This window comes from Pantoea sp. X-Soil-OKNW-556, assembly GCF_059730695.1.
Genome location: NZ_AP035991.1, coordinates 281,347 through 296,887, shown reverse-complemented (window position 1 = coordinate 296,887; position 15,541 = coordinate 281,347). Strand labels below are relative to the sequence as shown.

The 15,541-nt window shown below is 56.5% G+C and carries 15 protein-coding genes; 4 read left to right on the top strand and 11 right to left on the bottom strand.

What is annotated here, in order from left to right; all coding sequences use genetic code 11:
• The first annotated feature begins 31 nt into the window (after positions 1 to 31).
• Positions 32 to 1,564, top strand: a complete 1,533-nt coding sequence (gene malF / locus AC6I8T_RS22055; protein ID WP_497834407.1) for a maltose ABC transporter permease MalF — start codon at positions 32 to 34, stop codon at positions 1,562 to 1,564.
• A 9-nt stretch (positions 1,565 to 1,573) separates the two neighbouring features.
• On the top strand, positions 1,574 to 2,464 hold the full coding sequence (gene malG, locus AC6I8T_RS22050) for a maltose ABC transporter permease MalG (RefSeq protein ID WP_208726532.1): 891 nt from the start codon (positions 1,574 to 1,576) through the stop codon (positions 2,462 to 2,464).
• Between the two features lie 157 nt (positions 2,465 to 2,621).
• Here the strand turns inward: malG and AC6I8T_RS22045 are convergent, their stop codons facing one another.
• The 9 genes from AC6I8T_RS22045 to AC6I8T_RS22005 form a co-directional block, all read right to left on the bottom strand.
• Positions 2,622 to 3,851 carry a type II toxin-antitoxin system HipA family toxin gene (locus AC6I8T_RS22045; RefSeq protein WP_497834406.1) on the bottom strand — a complete coding sequence of 410 codons (1,230 nt, stop codon included), beginning with the start codon at positions 3,849 to 3,851 and terminating at the stop codon, positions 2,622 to 2,624.
• Positions 3,841 to 4,092, bottom strand: coding sequence for a helix-turn-helix domain-containing protein (locus AC6I8T_RS22040; protein WP_208726529.1), 252 nt, complete (start codon positions 4,090 to 4,092; stop codon positions 3,841 to 3,843). Before AC6I8T_RS22040 ends, AC6I8T_RS22045 begins: the two co-directional genes overlap by 11 nt.
• A gap of 162 nt (positions 4,093 to 4,254) precedes the next feature.
• Positions 4,255 to 5,448, bottom strand: coding sequence for an ABC transporter substrate-binding protein (locus AC6I8T_RS22035; RefSeq protein ID WP_497834405.1), 1,194 nt, complete (start codon positions 5,446 to 5,448; stop codon positions 4,255 to 4,257).
• Between the two features lie 4 nt (positions 5,449 to 5,452).
• Complete coding sequence (locus AC6I8T_RS22030; protein WP_208726525.1) at positions 5,453 to 6,475, bottom strand: CobW family GTP-binding protein; 1,023 nt, start codon at positions 6,473 to 6,475, stop codon at positions 5,453 to 5,455.
• Positions 6,476 to 6,484: 9 nt separating this feature from the next.
• Positions 6,485 to 6,769 carry a hypothetical protein gene (locus tag AC6I8T_RS22025; RefSeq protein ID WP_208726583.1) on the bottom strand — a complete coding sequence of 95 codons (285 nt, stop codon included), beginning with the start codon at positions 6,767 to 6,769 and terminating at the stop codon, positions 6,485 to 6,487.
• 11 nt (positions 6,770 to 6,780) lie between these two features.
• The gene (locus AC6I8T_RS22020) at positions 6,781 to 7,527 is read right to left on the bottom strand and encodes an SDR family NAD(P)-dependent oxidoreductase (protein ID WP_208726523.1); all 747 of its coding nucleotides are present in this window, start codon (positions 7,525 to 7,527) and stop codon (positions 6,781 to 6,783) included.
• 9 nt (positions 7,528 to 7,536) lie between these two features.
• Complete coding sequence (locus AC6I8T_RS22015) at positions 7,537 to 8,313, bottom strand: SDR family NAD(P)-dependent oxidoreductase (protein ID WP_208726522.1); 777 nt, start codon at positions 8,311 to 8,313, stop codon at positions 7,537 to 7,539.
• Between the two features lie 9 nt (positions 8,314 to 8,322).
• Positions 8,323 to 9,687 carry an MFS transporter gene (locus tag AC6I8T_RS22010; RefSeq protein ID WP_208726520.1) on the bottom strand — a complete coding sequence of 455 codons (1,365 nt, stop codon included), beginning with the start codon at positions 9,685 to 9,687 and terminating at the stop codon, positions 8,323 to 8,325.
• Between the two features lie 105 nt (positions 9,688 to 9,792).
• Complete coding sequence (locus AC6I8T_RS22005; RefSeq protein WP_497834404.1) at positions 9,793 to 10,668, bottom strand: polysaccharide deacetylase family protein; 876 nt, start codon at positions 10,666 to 10,668, stop codon at positions 9,793 to 9,795.
• A 324-nt stretch (positions 10,669 to 10,992) separates the two neighbouring features.
• On the opposite strand from AC6I8T_RS22005, the gene AC6I8T_RS22000 reads away from it, so the two are divergent.
• On the top strand, positions 10,993 to 12,003 hold the full coding sequence (locus AC6I8T_RS22000; protein WP_208726516.1) for a GntR family transcriptional regulator: 1,011 nt from the start codon (positions 10,993 to 10,995) through the stop codon (positions 12,001 to 12,003).
• Positions 12,004 to 12,215: 212 nt separating this feature from the next.
• Entirely contained in the window at positions 12,216 to 13,373 is a 1,158-nt protein-coding gene (locus tag AC6I8T_RS21995; RefSeq protein WP_208726514.1) for an alpha-hydroxy acid oxidase, read from the top strand.
• Positions 13,374 to 13,384: 11 nt separating this feature from the next.
• On the opposite strand, the gene AC6I8T_RS21990 is transcribed toward AC6I8T_RS21995, so the two are convergent.
• Both AC6I8T_RS21990 and AC6I8T_RS21985 read right to left on the bottom strand, forming a co-directional pair.
• Positions 13,385 to 14,527 (bottom strand): alanine racemase, encoded by a 1,143-nt coding sequence (locus AC6I8T_RS21990; protein WP_497834403.1) that lies wholly within the window; start codon positions 14,525 to 14,527, stop codon positions 13,385 to 13,387.
• 17 nt (positions 14,528 to 14,544) lie between these two features.
• Complete coding sequence (locus tag AC6I8T_RS21985) at positions 14,545 to 15,513, bottom strand: threo-3-hydroxy-L-aspartate ammonia-lyase (RefSeq protein ID WP_208726510.1); 969 nt, start codon at positions 15,511 to 15,513, stop codon at positions 14,545 to 14,547.
• Positions 15,514 to 15,541: the final 28 nt, after the last annotated feature.

Below are 15,541 nucleotides of genomic sequence, written 5' to 3'. Positions count from 1 at the left end.
CTCGTCACTGGCTGTTAAGGAAAACCGGATCATGTCAGGAAAACCGCAAACGGGAAGCACGTTGCTGAAGGGCCTTCTCGTCGGGATCTGCTGTCTGCTGGTCGGCTACCTGTTGGTGCTGATGTATATCCAGGGTGAATATCTGTTTGCCCTGATTTCGCTGGTTATCAGTGCGCTTGGTATCTGGATCTATGCCAACCGCCGTGCGTATGCCTGGCGCTACGTTTATCCCGGTATCGCCGGGATGGGTTTGTTTGTGCTGTTCCCGCTGGTTTGTACCGTCGCCATTGCGTTTACCAACTACAGCAGCACCAACCAACTGACGCTGGAACGCGCGCAGCAGGTGTTGCTGAGTCGCCAGTATCAGGACGGTGCTGGGTTAAATTTCAACCTGATTGCGGCAGGTGACCGCTGGCAGCTGGTACTGACCGAGGCCGATAGCGGCCAAACCTACGTTTCAGCGCCGTTTGCCTTCGGGGGTGAACAGTCACTGAAACTCACGGTCGCCACGCCGCCTGCCGGTGAACGTGCCAATTTGCGTGTTATCACCACCCATCGTCAGGCGCTCAGTCAAATCCATGCGGAACTGCCGGATGGACGTCAACTGGTGATGAGTTCCCTGCGCCAGTTTTCCGGTACACGCCCGCTTTATCTGCTGAGTGATGATGGGCGGTTGAAAAACCAACAAAGCGGCGTGTTCTATCGCGCCAACGGGCTGAGCGGTTTTTATCAGAGCGTCAATGCCGACGGTAGCTGGGGCAGCGAGAAACTCAATCCCGGGTTTACGGTAAATACCGGCTGGAAAAACTTTATCCGCGTCTTTACCGATGAAGGGATCCAAAAACCATTCCTGGCGATCTTCGGCTGGACGTTGATCTTTTCGCTGCTGACCGTGGTGCTCACGGTCGCCGTGGGGATGGTGCTGGCCTGCCTGGTGCAGTGGGAAGCGTTGCGCGGCAAAGCGGTCTACCGCGTGATGTTGATCCTGCCGTATGCCGTTCCGGCATTTATCTCGATCCTGATCTTTAAAGGATTGTTTAATCAGAGCTTCGGCGAAATCAACGTGATGCTGAAGACGCTGTTTGGCTTTCAACCTGCGTGGTTCAGCGATCCGACGCTGGCGCGCGCCATGCTGGTGATCGTCAATACCTGGCTGGGCTATCCCTACATGATGATCTTGTGCATGGGGCTGTTAAAAGCGATCCCGGACGATCTTTATGAAGCCTCAGCGATGGACGGGGCCGGGCCGTTGCAGAATTTCTTTTTGATCACCCTGCCGTTGTTACTGAAGCCGTTGATGCCGCTCATGATCGCCAGCTTTGCCTTTAACTTTAATAACTTCGTGCTGGTGCAATTGTTGACCAATGGTGGCCCCGACCGGCTTGGCACCACCACCCCGGCGGGTTACACCGACCTGCTGGTTAACTACACCTGGCGTATCGCCTTTGAAGGCGGCGGCGGTCAGGACTTTGGTCTGGCGGCGGCGATAGCCACCCTGATCTTCCTGCTGGTGGGCGCACTGGCGGTGATTAACCTGAAAGCCGTGCGGATGAAATTCGATTAAGGAGACGTTATGGCGATGGTACAACCCAAATCGCAGAAATTGCGCCTGCTGCTGACGCATCTGGTGTTGCTGGCCTTTATCGCGGCAATCCTGTTCCCGCTGCTGATGGTGGTGGCGATCTCGCTGCGTGCCGGAAACTTTGCCACCGGGAGTTTAATCCCGGATCAGGTGTCGTGGGAACACTGGCGGCTGGCGCTCGGCTTCAGCGTCGAGCACGCCGATGGCAGCGTGACGCCCCCGCCCTTCCCGGTGCTGCTGTGGCTGTGGAACTCGGTCAAAATTGCCGGTATCAGCGCACTCGGCATCGTGGCGCTCTCCACCACCTGTGCGTATGCCTTTGCCCGTATGCGCTTCACCGGACGCGCCAGCCTGTTGAAAGGCATGCTGATCTTCCAGATGTTTCCGGCGGTGTTGTCGCTGGTGGCGCTTTACGCGTTGTTTGATCGTCTGGGCCAGTACCTGCCGTTCCTCGGCCTGAATACCCACGGTGGCGTGATCTTTGCCTATCTGGGGGGCATCGCCCTGCACGTCTGGACCATCAAAGGTTATTTCGAAACCATTGACGGTTCGCTGGAAGAGGCCGCCGCCCTGGATGGCGCGACGCCGTGGCAGGCGTTTCGTCTGGTGTTACTGCCGCTGTCGGTGCCGATCCTGGCGGTGGTGTTTATCCTCGCCTTTATTGCAGCCGTTACCGAGGTGCCAGTGGCTTCGTTGCTGTTGCGCGACGTCAACAGCTACACGCTGGCGGTGGGGATGCAGCAATATCTCAATCCACAGAACTACCTGTGGGGTGACTTCGCCGCTGCGGCGGTGCTTTCCGCCATCCCGATTACGCTGGTGTTTCTGCTGGCGCAGCGCTGGCTGGTCAGCGGTCTGACCGCCGGGGGTGTCAAGGGTTAAGACTTCATCATTGTGTTGCCACTGCTTCCTCAATGTTCACTACCATTGAGAGTTGAGATGCTTCGGCGGCCTGCGGGCCGCCTCTTTTATTGTCACCATATAACAACAAATTGATGGAAAATTCATTTTTGTCACTATATAGATACGTTTTATTGCCTCACTTCAGCAATACATCGGTCTTTCTTTTCTTCGGCCTTTTCACATCGGTATTCATGAACAGGTTGTTAGTTGCGCCGCTGCGGGTCAGCGAGCGTCCAATGGCAGCCTGCAATTCAGGGAAGTCAGCACAATGCGTCAGTTGGGTGCTGATGACATCGGCAAACTCCTCCAGCACTCGCTCGGGATGAATGATTTTTAACTCGCGGCCAAATTTAATCAGGCTGTCCCGATCGGGAAATTGTTTGCTTTTATTCAGTTTTAACGCCAGTTCGTTATCGTTGGTTGGGTAAATCTGCGTATTGACCACATCGTATAATGGCGAGAGTTGTGGCATTGCTGCCCCTTCCGCCTGATAAACCAGCGAAAAGTTTTTCAGATGCGCATCACCGTTGCCCACCATGCAACTGAACAACACATAGCGCCAGTACAGCTCGACCTGCGCCTGGTCGCGGGTGAACAGGCTGACAATTCTGGCACCGGTTTCATATGAACCCGTGTATTTATGATCCGCAGTCTTACCCGCCAGCACGCAGAAATCTTCCATTGCCAGCCGCTTTTCTCCCTGAATATCAAAGCGCTCCATTATGAACAATTCTTTGTTATCTGATAGCCAAAAATCCGCTACCGGCAAGCCACAGGCGCGCGCCAGAGACATACAGATAAACTCGTTCTCCGCCAGGCGGGGATACTCTTCATCACCGGTTTTCGCAATCAGATTGGGATACAGCACCGTGCCCCGGCTTTCACTGCTGATCATCACTTTCGGCTGCACACCGGAGATGGTGGTTTGCAGTAGATATTTGTTCAACAGATACTGGAAGGCGCTCTCTTTATGATCCCAACGCAGTAAATCCTCCAGCTTCTCCGGTGTGGGACGCGGTAAATTGATATCGCTGACGTAGGAAAGCGCGCCAATCCCGGTATCTTGCTGCAATGCCAGAAACAGCATGTCGGAGATGCTACCGACGTAGCGACGCAAGCGCTCCGCGATATGGTAACGCACGTACCCTTCCGGGATATTCATCTCAAAGATGTTAAACAACCGGCTGGCGTTATAACCCATACGGTTATCCGGCAACATGGTCAGCGACACGCGACGGCTGGCGGGACTGGCATAGGTGAAGTTATAGCTGCCGTGTTCATGCAACAGCCTGCCACTGTATTCACCGCCGTTATAGACCTCAATCTGACGAATGGGTCGGGAGAGCTGGCTCAGATCAGTCATCATCAAACAACGCCTCCAGCTCATCCAACTGCGGTAAACCCGCGGTTTGTACCGTCAGCATCAAATCCATCGCGGTGAGATAAAGGGTAAACGCCTTGAGCGAGCCAGTGTAGGCACCGTTCTCGATCTCTGAAACCAGCGTGCGATGAATGCCCGCGCGTGAGGCCGCGACCTGTTGGGTCCAGCCTTTGGCTTTGCGCCGTTCGCGACATTTCAGGCCGATGGCTTTCATACCTGGCAACATAACCCCTCCGAATGTATACATATAGTGACAAAGTATCTATTAATATAATTTTGTCACCATATGACTACAAGATCCATTTAAAAGAAAAGCGCGATAAATCGTGCCGCTACGCTTGTTTTTGCTGGTTGTAGCGGCGCGATTTATCGCGCATTGGTAAAATGATTACGAACGCAAAAAATCCTGCCAGCGGCGTGTCAGATAATTGTGTTCATCCATCACCGAGTTCCACACCGCGATATGGCTCATGCGTTGTTCATAGCTGCCGCCGTCACGGCTTTCGCCTTCCGGTATCAACGGTGCGCCCCATGCGTCGTAAAGCATTTCTGCGGCGGGTTTGCCACCATACCAGAAATCCCACTCGGCGGTAGAGAGATACGCGCGGCTGCGCTCCGGGTTAGAGATGTAATAGCCCTGGCGCGCCATCACCGCTCCCGGCCAGCCGGATTGCCACCAGTTCAGGTAAGCGTAAGCCGCGTCTTTAATTCTGCCGGTGGCGCAACGTGACAACGACATGCCGCCATACCATGCACGATAGCCTTCGCGCGGATGCGCCATCTTATAACCACGTTGATGGAAGTGGTGACGGAAGTAGATCGGTGCCCACAGACTCTGCACCTCCACCTGACGGTTTTCAATCAAATCACACGCCTGCTCCTGGGTGGCCCAGAACGCGGCGAAATGCCCGTGGCGATTAAGGCGCGACAGCGCCTGCGTCAGCACATCAATCTCTTCCAGCGTCAGGTTGCCGGTGTTGGCAAACCGCGCCAGCCCCGCGCCCTGCATCGCCAGCGCCGCATCGAGTCCCCCCATCGCGGCATCTTCCTGCAACGCGACCTGGCCGGTAAGCGCCGGATGCAGCAACCACCCCCAGCTCTCCTCTGCGCCCTGCAAGGCCGCAGGCAGCCGGTCAACGTGATAAGCGAAGCTATCCGCATTGTGGGTCAGCGGCAGCATACTGATGTGATCGCTTGGCTGGCTACCGAGGTGCAAATCACGTTGCACATATAAGCGTTGCGATGGCACGCTGCCATCGGCCAGCACCCCATCGGTGTTGAGGGTGCCGGTTTTTGCCAGGGCATTGACTTCGTCCCACCAGGTCAGCCGCTTAATCTCCAGCGGTTGGATGGCGCGTGCAGGCCAGACAAAATCGATGTTGTGGAACCATTGGTCGTACAGGTCATAACTTTCGGGATGCATCACCGCGATGCGCTGCGCATCTTCGACGCTGCGCAGCATATATTCAATTTTGATGCCGAGATCCTGCTCCGCGCGCACGCGCAGCATCTCCAGCAGCGTGACGGAGGTTCCGAGCACGCGTAAGGTCAGTTGGTCGTTGACCACTGCCGCAGAATTCATACCGTTATGGCTCCTCAAACGCCCGCAGGTAGCGGCTGAACGCCTGTTGCAGGCGATCGGCCTCCAGACCGCGCAAAATAAATACCAGTTTTGAACTCTCCAGCTCACCGGGCCAGTCGTGCAGATGTACCGGCGGATGTAAGGTGTGTTGCACACCGTGGATAACAATCGGCGTGCTGCTGTCGCTGACACGTAAAATGCCCTTCATCCGCAGCACCGTGCGACCGTGGCAATGTAATAGCATTGACAGCCAGATAGCAAATGCTGGCCAGTTTAACGACTGATGCAGAGTGATCACGCAGGTTTGCGTAACCGGATGTGAAACGCTGTGCGTCGTCGGTGCCAGCCGGTAGCCATCATTCGCGCAGGCACCCAGCCAGCGAAAACGCTGTTGGCGTGAACCGCTGCGTAACGGCAGGAGAAACAGGCTATGCGGGTCGTTCAGCGCCGTACGCGTATCGCTAAGTTGTGCCAGTGGGTTGAGCTGACCTAGCCAGTCAGCCAGCAAGGTCTGCTGCGATGGGTTGATGCGATCGCTTTTGCTTATCAGCAATTTATCTGCCGCGCTAACCTGCGCCAGCCATTCAGGTTGTACATCCGCCTGCATACGCGCATGTTCCGCATCCACCAGTGTCACCAGCGTGCCCTGAATGAAATGATGCTGGAGTTGTCGATCGTGCAGCAGCGTTGAAAGAATCGGCGAGGGGTCGGCGAGTCCGGTGGTTTCCAGAATCACCTGCTTAAACGGTGGCAGTAGGCCACGCGTGCGACGTTCAAACAGATCGAGCAGCGCGGTTTTCAACTCGCCACGGATCTGACAGCAGACGCAGCCACTCGGCAGCAGCACGGTATCCGGTGCCACTTCATTCAGCAAATGGTGGTCAATACCCACTTCGCCGAACTCATTGACCAGCAACGCGACCTCATTCAGGTTTTGTTGCGCCAGCCAGCCTTTCAGCAAGGTGGTTTTACCGCTGCCAAGGAAGCCGCTCAGTACGTGTAAGGGTAACTTTTCCTGATAATCCATCCGCTCTCCTTACAGCACGTTCAGCCAGTTATCATCCAGTGGATCGACAGGACGTCGGATCATCTTTTCCGCTTCCTGCCACAGTACATCCAGAGAATTCACCAGCACTTGTTGTCCGGTTGGGCTGGCTAACAGCCAACTGTTGTGAAACTCGGTTAACGTCAGTCGCCACGGCTTGAGCGCGCGGTTAAGCAGCGCCAGTTGTTGCAAACGTAGCTGACGTTGGGGGATATCCTGGCGCAGTGGATCGCTCCACTGCGGCCCGTTATCCAGCAGGCCGCAGACTCCACACATCATTGCCTCCGTCAGGGCATCACATCGCCAGAATTGGGTCCCAGCGTCTGGCCGACAAACAAGTTGCCGCCGGGTTCACTGGCGAGCAGCAGCGCCACCGGTGCCACTTCTTCAGCACGACCAAAGCGTCCCAGCGGCAATTCAGCCGCTTTGGCCTGCTTCCATGCCTGATTGATGCCATCAATCAGTGGCGTCTCAATCGGGCCGGGGGCGATGGCGTTGACCAACACGTTATCCGCCGAGACTTCCAGCGCCAGCGATTTGGTAAACCCAATCACACCGGCTTTGGCGGCGGCATAGTGACACAACTCCGCGCCTCCTTTGATCCCGAGCTGCGAGGCGATGTTAATCACCCTGCCCCAGCGCTGAGCCTGCATGACGGGCAGCGCCCGTTGAGTGGCGAGAAACACGCTACGCAGATCCACCGCCATCATCTCTTCCCACATCGCCAGGGTGATCTCCGTGCAACGCGCCTGAGTTAACATCCCGGCGTTATTGACCAGCACATCAATACCGTCAAAACGCGTGAGGCAGGCGTCTACGCCAGCGGTGGCACCCTTGATCTCACCAACATCCGCCACCACCGCGTGACACTCCGCACCGAGCTGCTGGCATTGCGTCACCTGCCACGCCAGTTTATCGGCGTCACGATCGGTCAATATCAACCTCGCCCCCTCACGGGCGAACAGGACGGCAATCGCCGCCCCAATGCCGCTGGCCGCGCCGGTAATCACACAACGTTTATTCTGCAATTGCATAGTGGCTCCTTAATCCGGCCAGCGTACCGTCAGACCGCCATCAACAATCAGGCTTTGTCCGGTGAGATAGCTGCTCTCTTCACTGGTAAGGAAGGCAATCACTTTGGCGATCTCTTCCGGTCGCCCCACCCGCGCCAGCGGAATAGCGCTGGCTGCTTTTGCCAACCCTTCCGGGCCAAGAGAGTTCTGCTTATCCAGCGATTGCGGCGTTTCGATCAAGCCGGGAATGATGGCATTACAGCGCACGCCGCGCGGTGCCAGTTCCACCGCCAGCGAACGACAGATGCCCGGCACTGCCGCTTTGGCGGCAGCATAATGAGCATGGTCTTGCCAACCGTAAACGCCACCGGCAATGGAGGAAACCGCCACCAGACTGGCTCCGGCGTGCAGATGCGGCGTGGCCGCACGGAAACAGCGCATCACGCCGGTCAGATCGACGTTTAACATGTCATCCCAGCGTGCGTCGCTCATCTCTTCAATCGGCGCGCGACGCAGGATACCGGCATTCGCCACCATATAATCGAGACGACCAAAGTGCTGCACGCCCTGCGCGATAAACGCATCTACCGAGTCAGTCGAGGCCACATCCAGCGGTAGCCAGAGGGCATTGCCCCCGGCGGCTTCTACCTGCGCCGCCGCTAAGGCCGGATCGTGCGGATCGGCGGGATAGTAACCGGCGATCACGTTAACGCCACGCTGGGCGTAGAGCGTAGCCAGCGCCAGGCCAATTCCGCTGGCGGCGCCGCTGATAGCGGCAACCGGTTGAGTTGAGGACGTAAGGTGCATAACCATTCCTTAAGCGGTGGTGACCGCTGAACTGACACCCGCGCGTTGTGGTGCATGTGCGCGAGCGAAAAACATAATGATGCCGGAGATAAAGCACGGGACAGCACCGAACCACAGCGCAGCATCCTGCCAGTGTCCACCACTACTCAGGACGCTGGTCGTACCGACACCGGCGATAATCGCGCCGACCGGTCCCATCGCACCAATCAACGCACCGGCCGTGGCACGGATGGCGGTCGGGAAACTTTCACTGATAAAGAACAGCGCTGCTGCGTAGGGGCCAATCAGGAAAAACAGGCCGATGCTGTACAGGGCAACGATAGTGGCGAAGTTATCCGGGCAGTAAAGCATCGCGGCAAAGGAGACGCCGCCCAGCATCCAGCCAACCGCAATGGTGTTGCGACGGCCAATGCGATCGCCGAGCCAGCCGTGCACGAGATAGCCGCAGTAGCCCACGAGGTTAGAGAGAATCAGGATCAGCAGCGAGTTGTTAAAGGAAACGTCATGGGTTTTGGTGATCACCGTGGTGCCGAGTACGCTAAAAATCTGGATGGCAAACCAGTTGATTAACACCGCACCGCCTAACACCAGCGTGGCGCGCAGTGACGGGCCACGGAAGGCAGCAGCCAGACCGGCGTTGTGCTGTTCTTCATATGAAACCTGATAATCGTCTGCAACCTGGCGGGCATCGCGATCGTTACCTTCAGCGCGCAGTTGCTGGATCTTTTTCTGGACCTGGAATTGCGGAGTTTCTTTCAGTTTCAACGCCAGAACCGCAATCACCAGTGACGGCAGTGCGGCAAAGATAAAGCTGCCCTGCCAGCCGATGATCGGCATCAGAATCGCCGTCAGCGCCGAGGCCACCAGCGCCCCTACCGGCCAGCCGCCCTGCACCAGGCTGTAAACAAAACCTTTGCGTTTATTGAGTTTCGGGTCGTCGATGGCGGTGTAAAGCTCAGACAGGTAGGTTGCATTGACGGTCTGCTCGGCATAACCCAGCCCCGCCACCGAACGAATCGCGGTCAGCGCGCCTTTACCCCAGGCACCACCGACAGCGGTCAGCAGCGAGCAGATCGCCGCGCCCCCGACGGTGACCACAATCCCCATGCGGCGACCGAGACGGTCGACCAATGGGCCAATTGCCAGTGCAATCACCGCTCCGCCGACCGCCACCCAGGTGGCGATTTCCGCCTGCTCAACCTCGCTCCAGCCGAAATGGCCGCCGATTTCCGGCAGCAGGGTGCCAAACAGGATGAAATCATAAACAGCAAAAACCCAGGCGAAAAAAGCAATCCAGGTGGCAAATTTTACGTCCCTGATGGTCAACTGCTGCGGCTGCCAGCCATTTACGGAGATTTTCTTAAAGATGCTCATAGCGCTATCACTCTGTCAGGGGTTCATATTCCGTAGCGGCGCGATTTATCGCGCTGTCCTGCCATTCACGCGATAAATCGCGCCGCTACGGGACGGTATGCGTACTTAGCGCGGTTGGCGCTGTTTAAAGTCGTCGGCAATCTCATCGAAGGTGACGAAACGGACGCCTTCGTGGCTACGGATGTACTGGATCAGACGCTCCAGCATCAGCAACACCTGTGGGCGGCCAGACACGTCGGGATGGATGGTCATGGTGAACACCGCGTAGTCGTTCTCGCGGTAAACCCAGTCAAACTGATCACGCCACATCTCTTCCAGATGACGCGGGTTAACAAACCCGTGGCTGTTGGGGGATTTTTTGATAAACATCATCGGCGGTAGATCGTCGAGATACCAGTTGGCCGGGATCTCCACCAGATCGGTTTCTGCTCCGCGTTGTAACGGCTTCATCCAGCTATCGGGGTGCTGGCTGTAGTCGATTTTGGTCCAGCTATCGCCGACGCGCACATAGTAAGGATGGAAATCGTTATGCATCAGGCTGTGGTCATATTTGATACCCTTCTTCAGCAGTAACTCGTTGGTGACGTTGCTGAATTCCCACCAGGGGGCGACATAGCCGGTCGGACGTTTGCCTGCCAGTTGGGTCACCAGTTCGATGCTGCGATCCAGCACCGCCTCTTCCTGCGCTGGCGTCATGGCGATGGGATTTTCATGGCTGTAGCCGTGAATACCGATTTCATGACCGGCATTCACCACCGCTTTCATTTGCTCGGGGAAGGTTTCAATCGAGTGGCCGGGAATAAACCAGGTGGTACGCAGATTCTGCTCGGCAAACATCTTCAGCAGACGTGGCGCGCCGACTTCACCGGCAAACAAGCCGCGAGAGATATCATCAGGGGAATCTTCGCCACCGTAAGAACCCAACCAACCGGCAACAGCATCGACGTCTACACCAAATGCGCAAAGGATTTCTTTGGCCATATCTGCAACTCCATAAATGTATATTTGAAAATAATATCCATTTGTTAATTGCAATGCTCATGCCAGGATCTTGCCGCCGGGAGGAATTGATCACCTGATAAGATAGAAAAATACCGGTTAACTACGTGTTTTCAATTCGTTACATGATCATCGTCAGCATCTGAAAGAAAACGCTGCGAGTCTCTCCAGCTCGTCCTTAAGATGTATATTTATAAATATGATCCGTTATTGTGCGAGCTGCACCATAATTGTGCTTCGCCATTACGCGACTTTGCAGCCCGCCCGGATGTGATAATGTAGCGCGATGAAAACAGGGCCGATGACATGAGAATGCTGACAAACAACACCCCGGCAGCGACGGAAGAAACCGGTTCTGCGCGCTATGAAGTGATCCGACAGGTTTTGCATAACGTATTGATACAGAAGCGAGTTCCGCAAGGTCTGGTCTTGCTGGAGGGGCCGCTGGCACAGTTGTTTGGCACCAGCCGTGTCCCGGTACGCCGCGCCCTGAGCCTGCTGCATGAAGAAGGGTTGATCGCGCGCTTTGAAGGTCGCGGCTTTATTGTGGCGAAAGAGGACGAGGAACCAGAACCGTTACGCGCCGGACTGACGCGTGAACTGCTGGGTCTGGATGAACAAGAGGCGCTGGTGGATACCCGCAGCACCGGCGAAAAGGTGCTGGATAACCTGCAAGTGGTGCTCTCGACGGCAATGGTGTTTGGCTGCTATCAACTCGACGAACAACTGGCCGCACAGCACTACAACGTCAGCCGCGCGGTTATTCGGGAAAGCCTGATGCGCCTGCGTGATAAAGGTTTGGTGGAAAAAGAACCCTATTCCCAATGGCTGACCGGTCCCCTGACCGCACGCGAAATTGCTGACCACTTCGAAATTCGCGCCAGCCTCGAACCCACCGCGCTCCGCAAAGCGGGTCGCCTGCTGCCGGTCGAGTGGCTGACGGCATCACTGGAAAAAGCGCAACGCTATAAAGGTCAGCAACTCAGCGCCGCCGAACTGGAGTTACTGGAGGAGGATTTGCATGTACGTTGCCTGGAACCCGCAGGCAATAAATTGATGATGCAAATTCTGCGGCAAAACCAGTCGCCGTTTATCGTCACGCGCATCTTTTATGATCTGCTGTCCATCCCGGTGGAAACCGCGATGCTGGAAGAGCATTGCCTGGTGTATGAGATGCTGCTGAAAGGTAACTGGGAGCTGGCTGCTGGCTGCCTGCGTGACCATCTGGAACGTGCACAGGTACGCACCCTGCAACGTCTGAAAGTGTTGTCGGTGCTGCCGGTGCCAGCACTGCCCTCATTTATGGATCGAATTTAATAAAATCCATTTTCCCATTACGTAGCGGCGCGATTTATCGCGCGGGGTTTTCTAGCTCCACGCAGGAAATTGCACGATAAATCGCGCCGCTACAGATATGATGTCGCTTATGCGATTTTCCGCATAGCATTACCGTTTTTGTCATTTGTGATCGCCGGGTGATGCACATAGCATTGATTTTTATTGCCTTCCTGACCTAAACCCCTGAAGAAATGCGCAAACTTGCCAACCGCTGCCTGTCGTTAAATGATTTCGAGAAGTACGCCCAAAAACATCTGCCACGCCCGTTGTTCGCCTATGTTTCCGGTGGTGTCGAGGACAACCTTTCTCGCGACCATAACCTCACGTCGTACGCACGCTACAGCCTGATACCGGACAATATGGTGGATGTGTCACAGCGCAATACCGAAGTTACGCTGTTCGGTCATCGCTATGCCGCTCCGGTGGGGATTGCGCCGATGGGGATCAGCGCCATCACTGGTTTTGAAGGCGATCTGACGCTGGCAAAAGCGGCGGCGACGAAAAATATCCCGTTTATTATGAGCGGCTCCTCGCTGATGCGGCTGGAAGAAGTCGCGGAGGCCAATCCGGCGATGTGGTTTCAGGCATACCTGCCAAAAAGCTATGAAGAGATTGATCTGCTGATCGACCGCGTGGCGCGGGCGCGTATTCCGGTGCTGGTAGTGACGGTGGATACCCCGGTGAAAGCTAACCGTGAGAATAACGTACGCGCCGGGTTTGCCACCCCGTTCAGACCCAGCCTGCGACTGGCATATGAGGGCCTCACCCATCCCCGCTGGCTGACCGGCACCTTAATCAAAACCCTGCTAAAACGCGGCATGCCGTGGTTTGAAAACAATCAGGCGGTGCGCGGTGCTCCGCTGTTTTCCAAACATGCGGTCAGGGATTTCAGCGGCCGCAGCCATCTCACCTGGGAACATATTCAACATATCCGCCGTCGCTGGTCTGGCGCGATGGTGATTAAAGGCATCCTCAGCCAGCGCGATGCGCAACGCTGTAAAGAAATTGGCATTGACGGGATCGTGGTGTCGAACCACGGGGGACGGCAGTTGGATACCAGCATCGCGCCCATCCATGTATTGCCGGAAATCGTTGCTGCCGCGGGTGAAATGACGGTGATGCTGGATAGCGGTATCCGCCGGGGCACCGATGCCATCAAAGCATTGGCACTCGGTGCCGAAGCCTGTTTTATTGGGCGGCCATTTAACTACGCCTGCGCCGTTGGTGGCGAGCAAGGCGTGCATCTGGCGATTGACCTGATCACCAGCGAAGTCAGCCGTGATTTAGGTATGCTGGGCGTTGCCTCACTGGCGCATCTTGATAGCCGTCATCTGCGTTTTATTCAGTGACGGCGTCACGTTCACCATCCCATAATGCGTGACCAGACGCGCGGCTGTTCGCTTTCTGCCTGCCATACCTGGTAATGCTGATGCATGGCGGAGGTGGCGCAGGCGTGGTTGGGCAGGATGCGCAGACGGGAACCCACCGGAAAATCCGCTGGTGTCAGCGTACCGTTCTCAGGCAGGCTGATGATGCCGTGTTCCTGATTGGTGGTACTGAGGCATACATCCAACGGGGCACCCTGCATATCGCAAACCAGCCCATAACCATAATCGACCGGCCCCGCCGCGGTGCCGCGATCGCGTGACATCGCCATCCAACCCGCATCAACAAACACCCAGTTCTTTGCCGTGTTATGGCCGATCACGGTGGTTACCACCGACAGAGCAATATCCTGCTTCTGGCATACCCCCACGTTATGCATCACCAGATCGAACATGGTGAAGACCCCGGCACGCACCTCGCTGATGCTCTCCAGCTCCGCGGCATAATGCGCGGTCGGCGTTGCGCCAACGCTGAGAATCGGGCAGGCAATGCCCGCCGCCCGCACCCGCTGTGCCGCCAGACGAATGGCGTCACACTCAGCGCGTGCAGCAGCGCGAATCGCTTCTTCGCTACGGCAGTTGTAAGATTCACCAGCATGGGCCATCAGTCCGGTGACGGTCGCACCTTGTCCTTCCAGTTGCTGCGCCAGTTGCAGCAACGTCTCGCTGTCAGGTGGAATACCGCCGCGATGGCCATCGCAGTCGATTTCGATAAAAACCGAAAAGGTCAGTTGCTGCTGGCGGGCAAACTCGGTGACCGCCAGGGCTTGTTCTGGCGTATCCAGCAGAATGTGTAGCTGGACACCCTGACGCATCAGTTGCGCCACACGCGGCAATTTATGCGGCGCAATCCCTACCGCATACAACAGATTGCGGTAACCGGCAGCGGCAAAGCCTTCCGCTTCTGCCAGGGTGGACACGGTGGCCGGATGATCCGCCTGCGGCAACAGATACGCGGCAGCTTCCACCGAACGCAGCGTTTTCAGATGCGGTCGCACCTGGCTACCCAGCTGCGCCACGCGTTGGTATAAACGGTCGATATTGCGTTGATAACGCGCTTCATCGATCAATAAAAACGGGGTTTCAAGTTGCGTAAGCCACTCGGGAAGCGATTTCACACACGTCTCCTGCGCGATTAGTTAGCCAGCAAGGTGCCGAAACGACTGATATCGACGTTACCACCGCTGATCACAATGCCAATGCGTTTCCCACGGAAACGCGCTTTATCGGCCCGCACCGCGGCCAGCCCCAGGCAGCCGGTCGGTTCCACCACCATTTTCATGCGCTCGGCAAAGAAACGCATTTCCGCGATCAGCTGTTCATCACTGGCGGTAAGAATATCGTCGACCAGGCTTTGAATCAGCGGGAAAGTGTAGCGACCAAGATATTGGGTCTGTGCACCATCGGCGATGGTCTTGGGCGTCTCGATGCGGATGATTTTTCCCGCGCGTAACGACTGCTGACCGTCATTTCCGGCTGCGGGTTCCACACCATAAATGGTGATACCCGGACTGAGATGACGTGCTGCCAACGCGCTGCCTGCCAGTAATCCGCCGCCGCCGAGTGGTGTTAACAGCACATCCAACGGGCCGGTCTGCGCCAGCAATGCCTGAGTGGCGGTACCCTGTCCGGCGATCACATGTGGGTGATCATAAGGAGGGATCAGCGTCAGGCCGTGTTTTTCCGCCAGATCGCGACCAATCTGTTCCCGGTCTTCGCTGTAGCGATCATACGTCACCACCTGAGCGCCATACCCTCTGGTCGCGGCCAGTTTGGCCGCCGGGGCATCCAACGGCATCACGATGGTGGCTGGAATGCTGAGTAATTTTGCCGCCAGCGCGACACCCTGCGCATGGTTGCCGGAGGAGAACGCCACCACCCCGGCTTTACGCTGCTCGGGGGTGAACTGTAATAACGCGTTGAGGGCACCGCGAAATTTAAACGCTCCCATGCGCTGAAAGTTTTCACACTGGAAGAAAACTTCGGCCTCTAACGCCTCGTTCAGACTGCGCGAGGTCATGACCGGCGTCGGGTTGATATAGGGCTGGATACGCTGTGTGGCGGCTGCGACGTCATCATAAGTCGGCAAAGTAAACTCAGTCATGCGGTTAACCTTTTAGGTGAAGGACTTT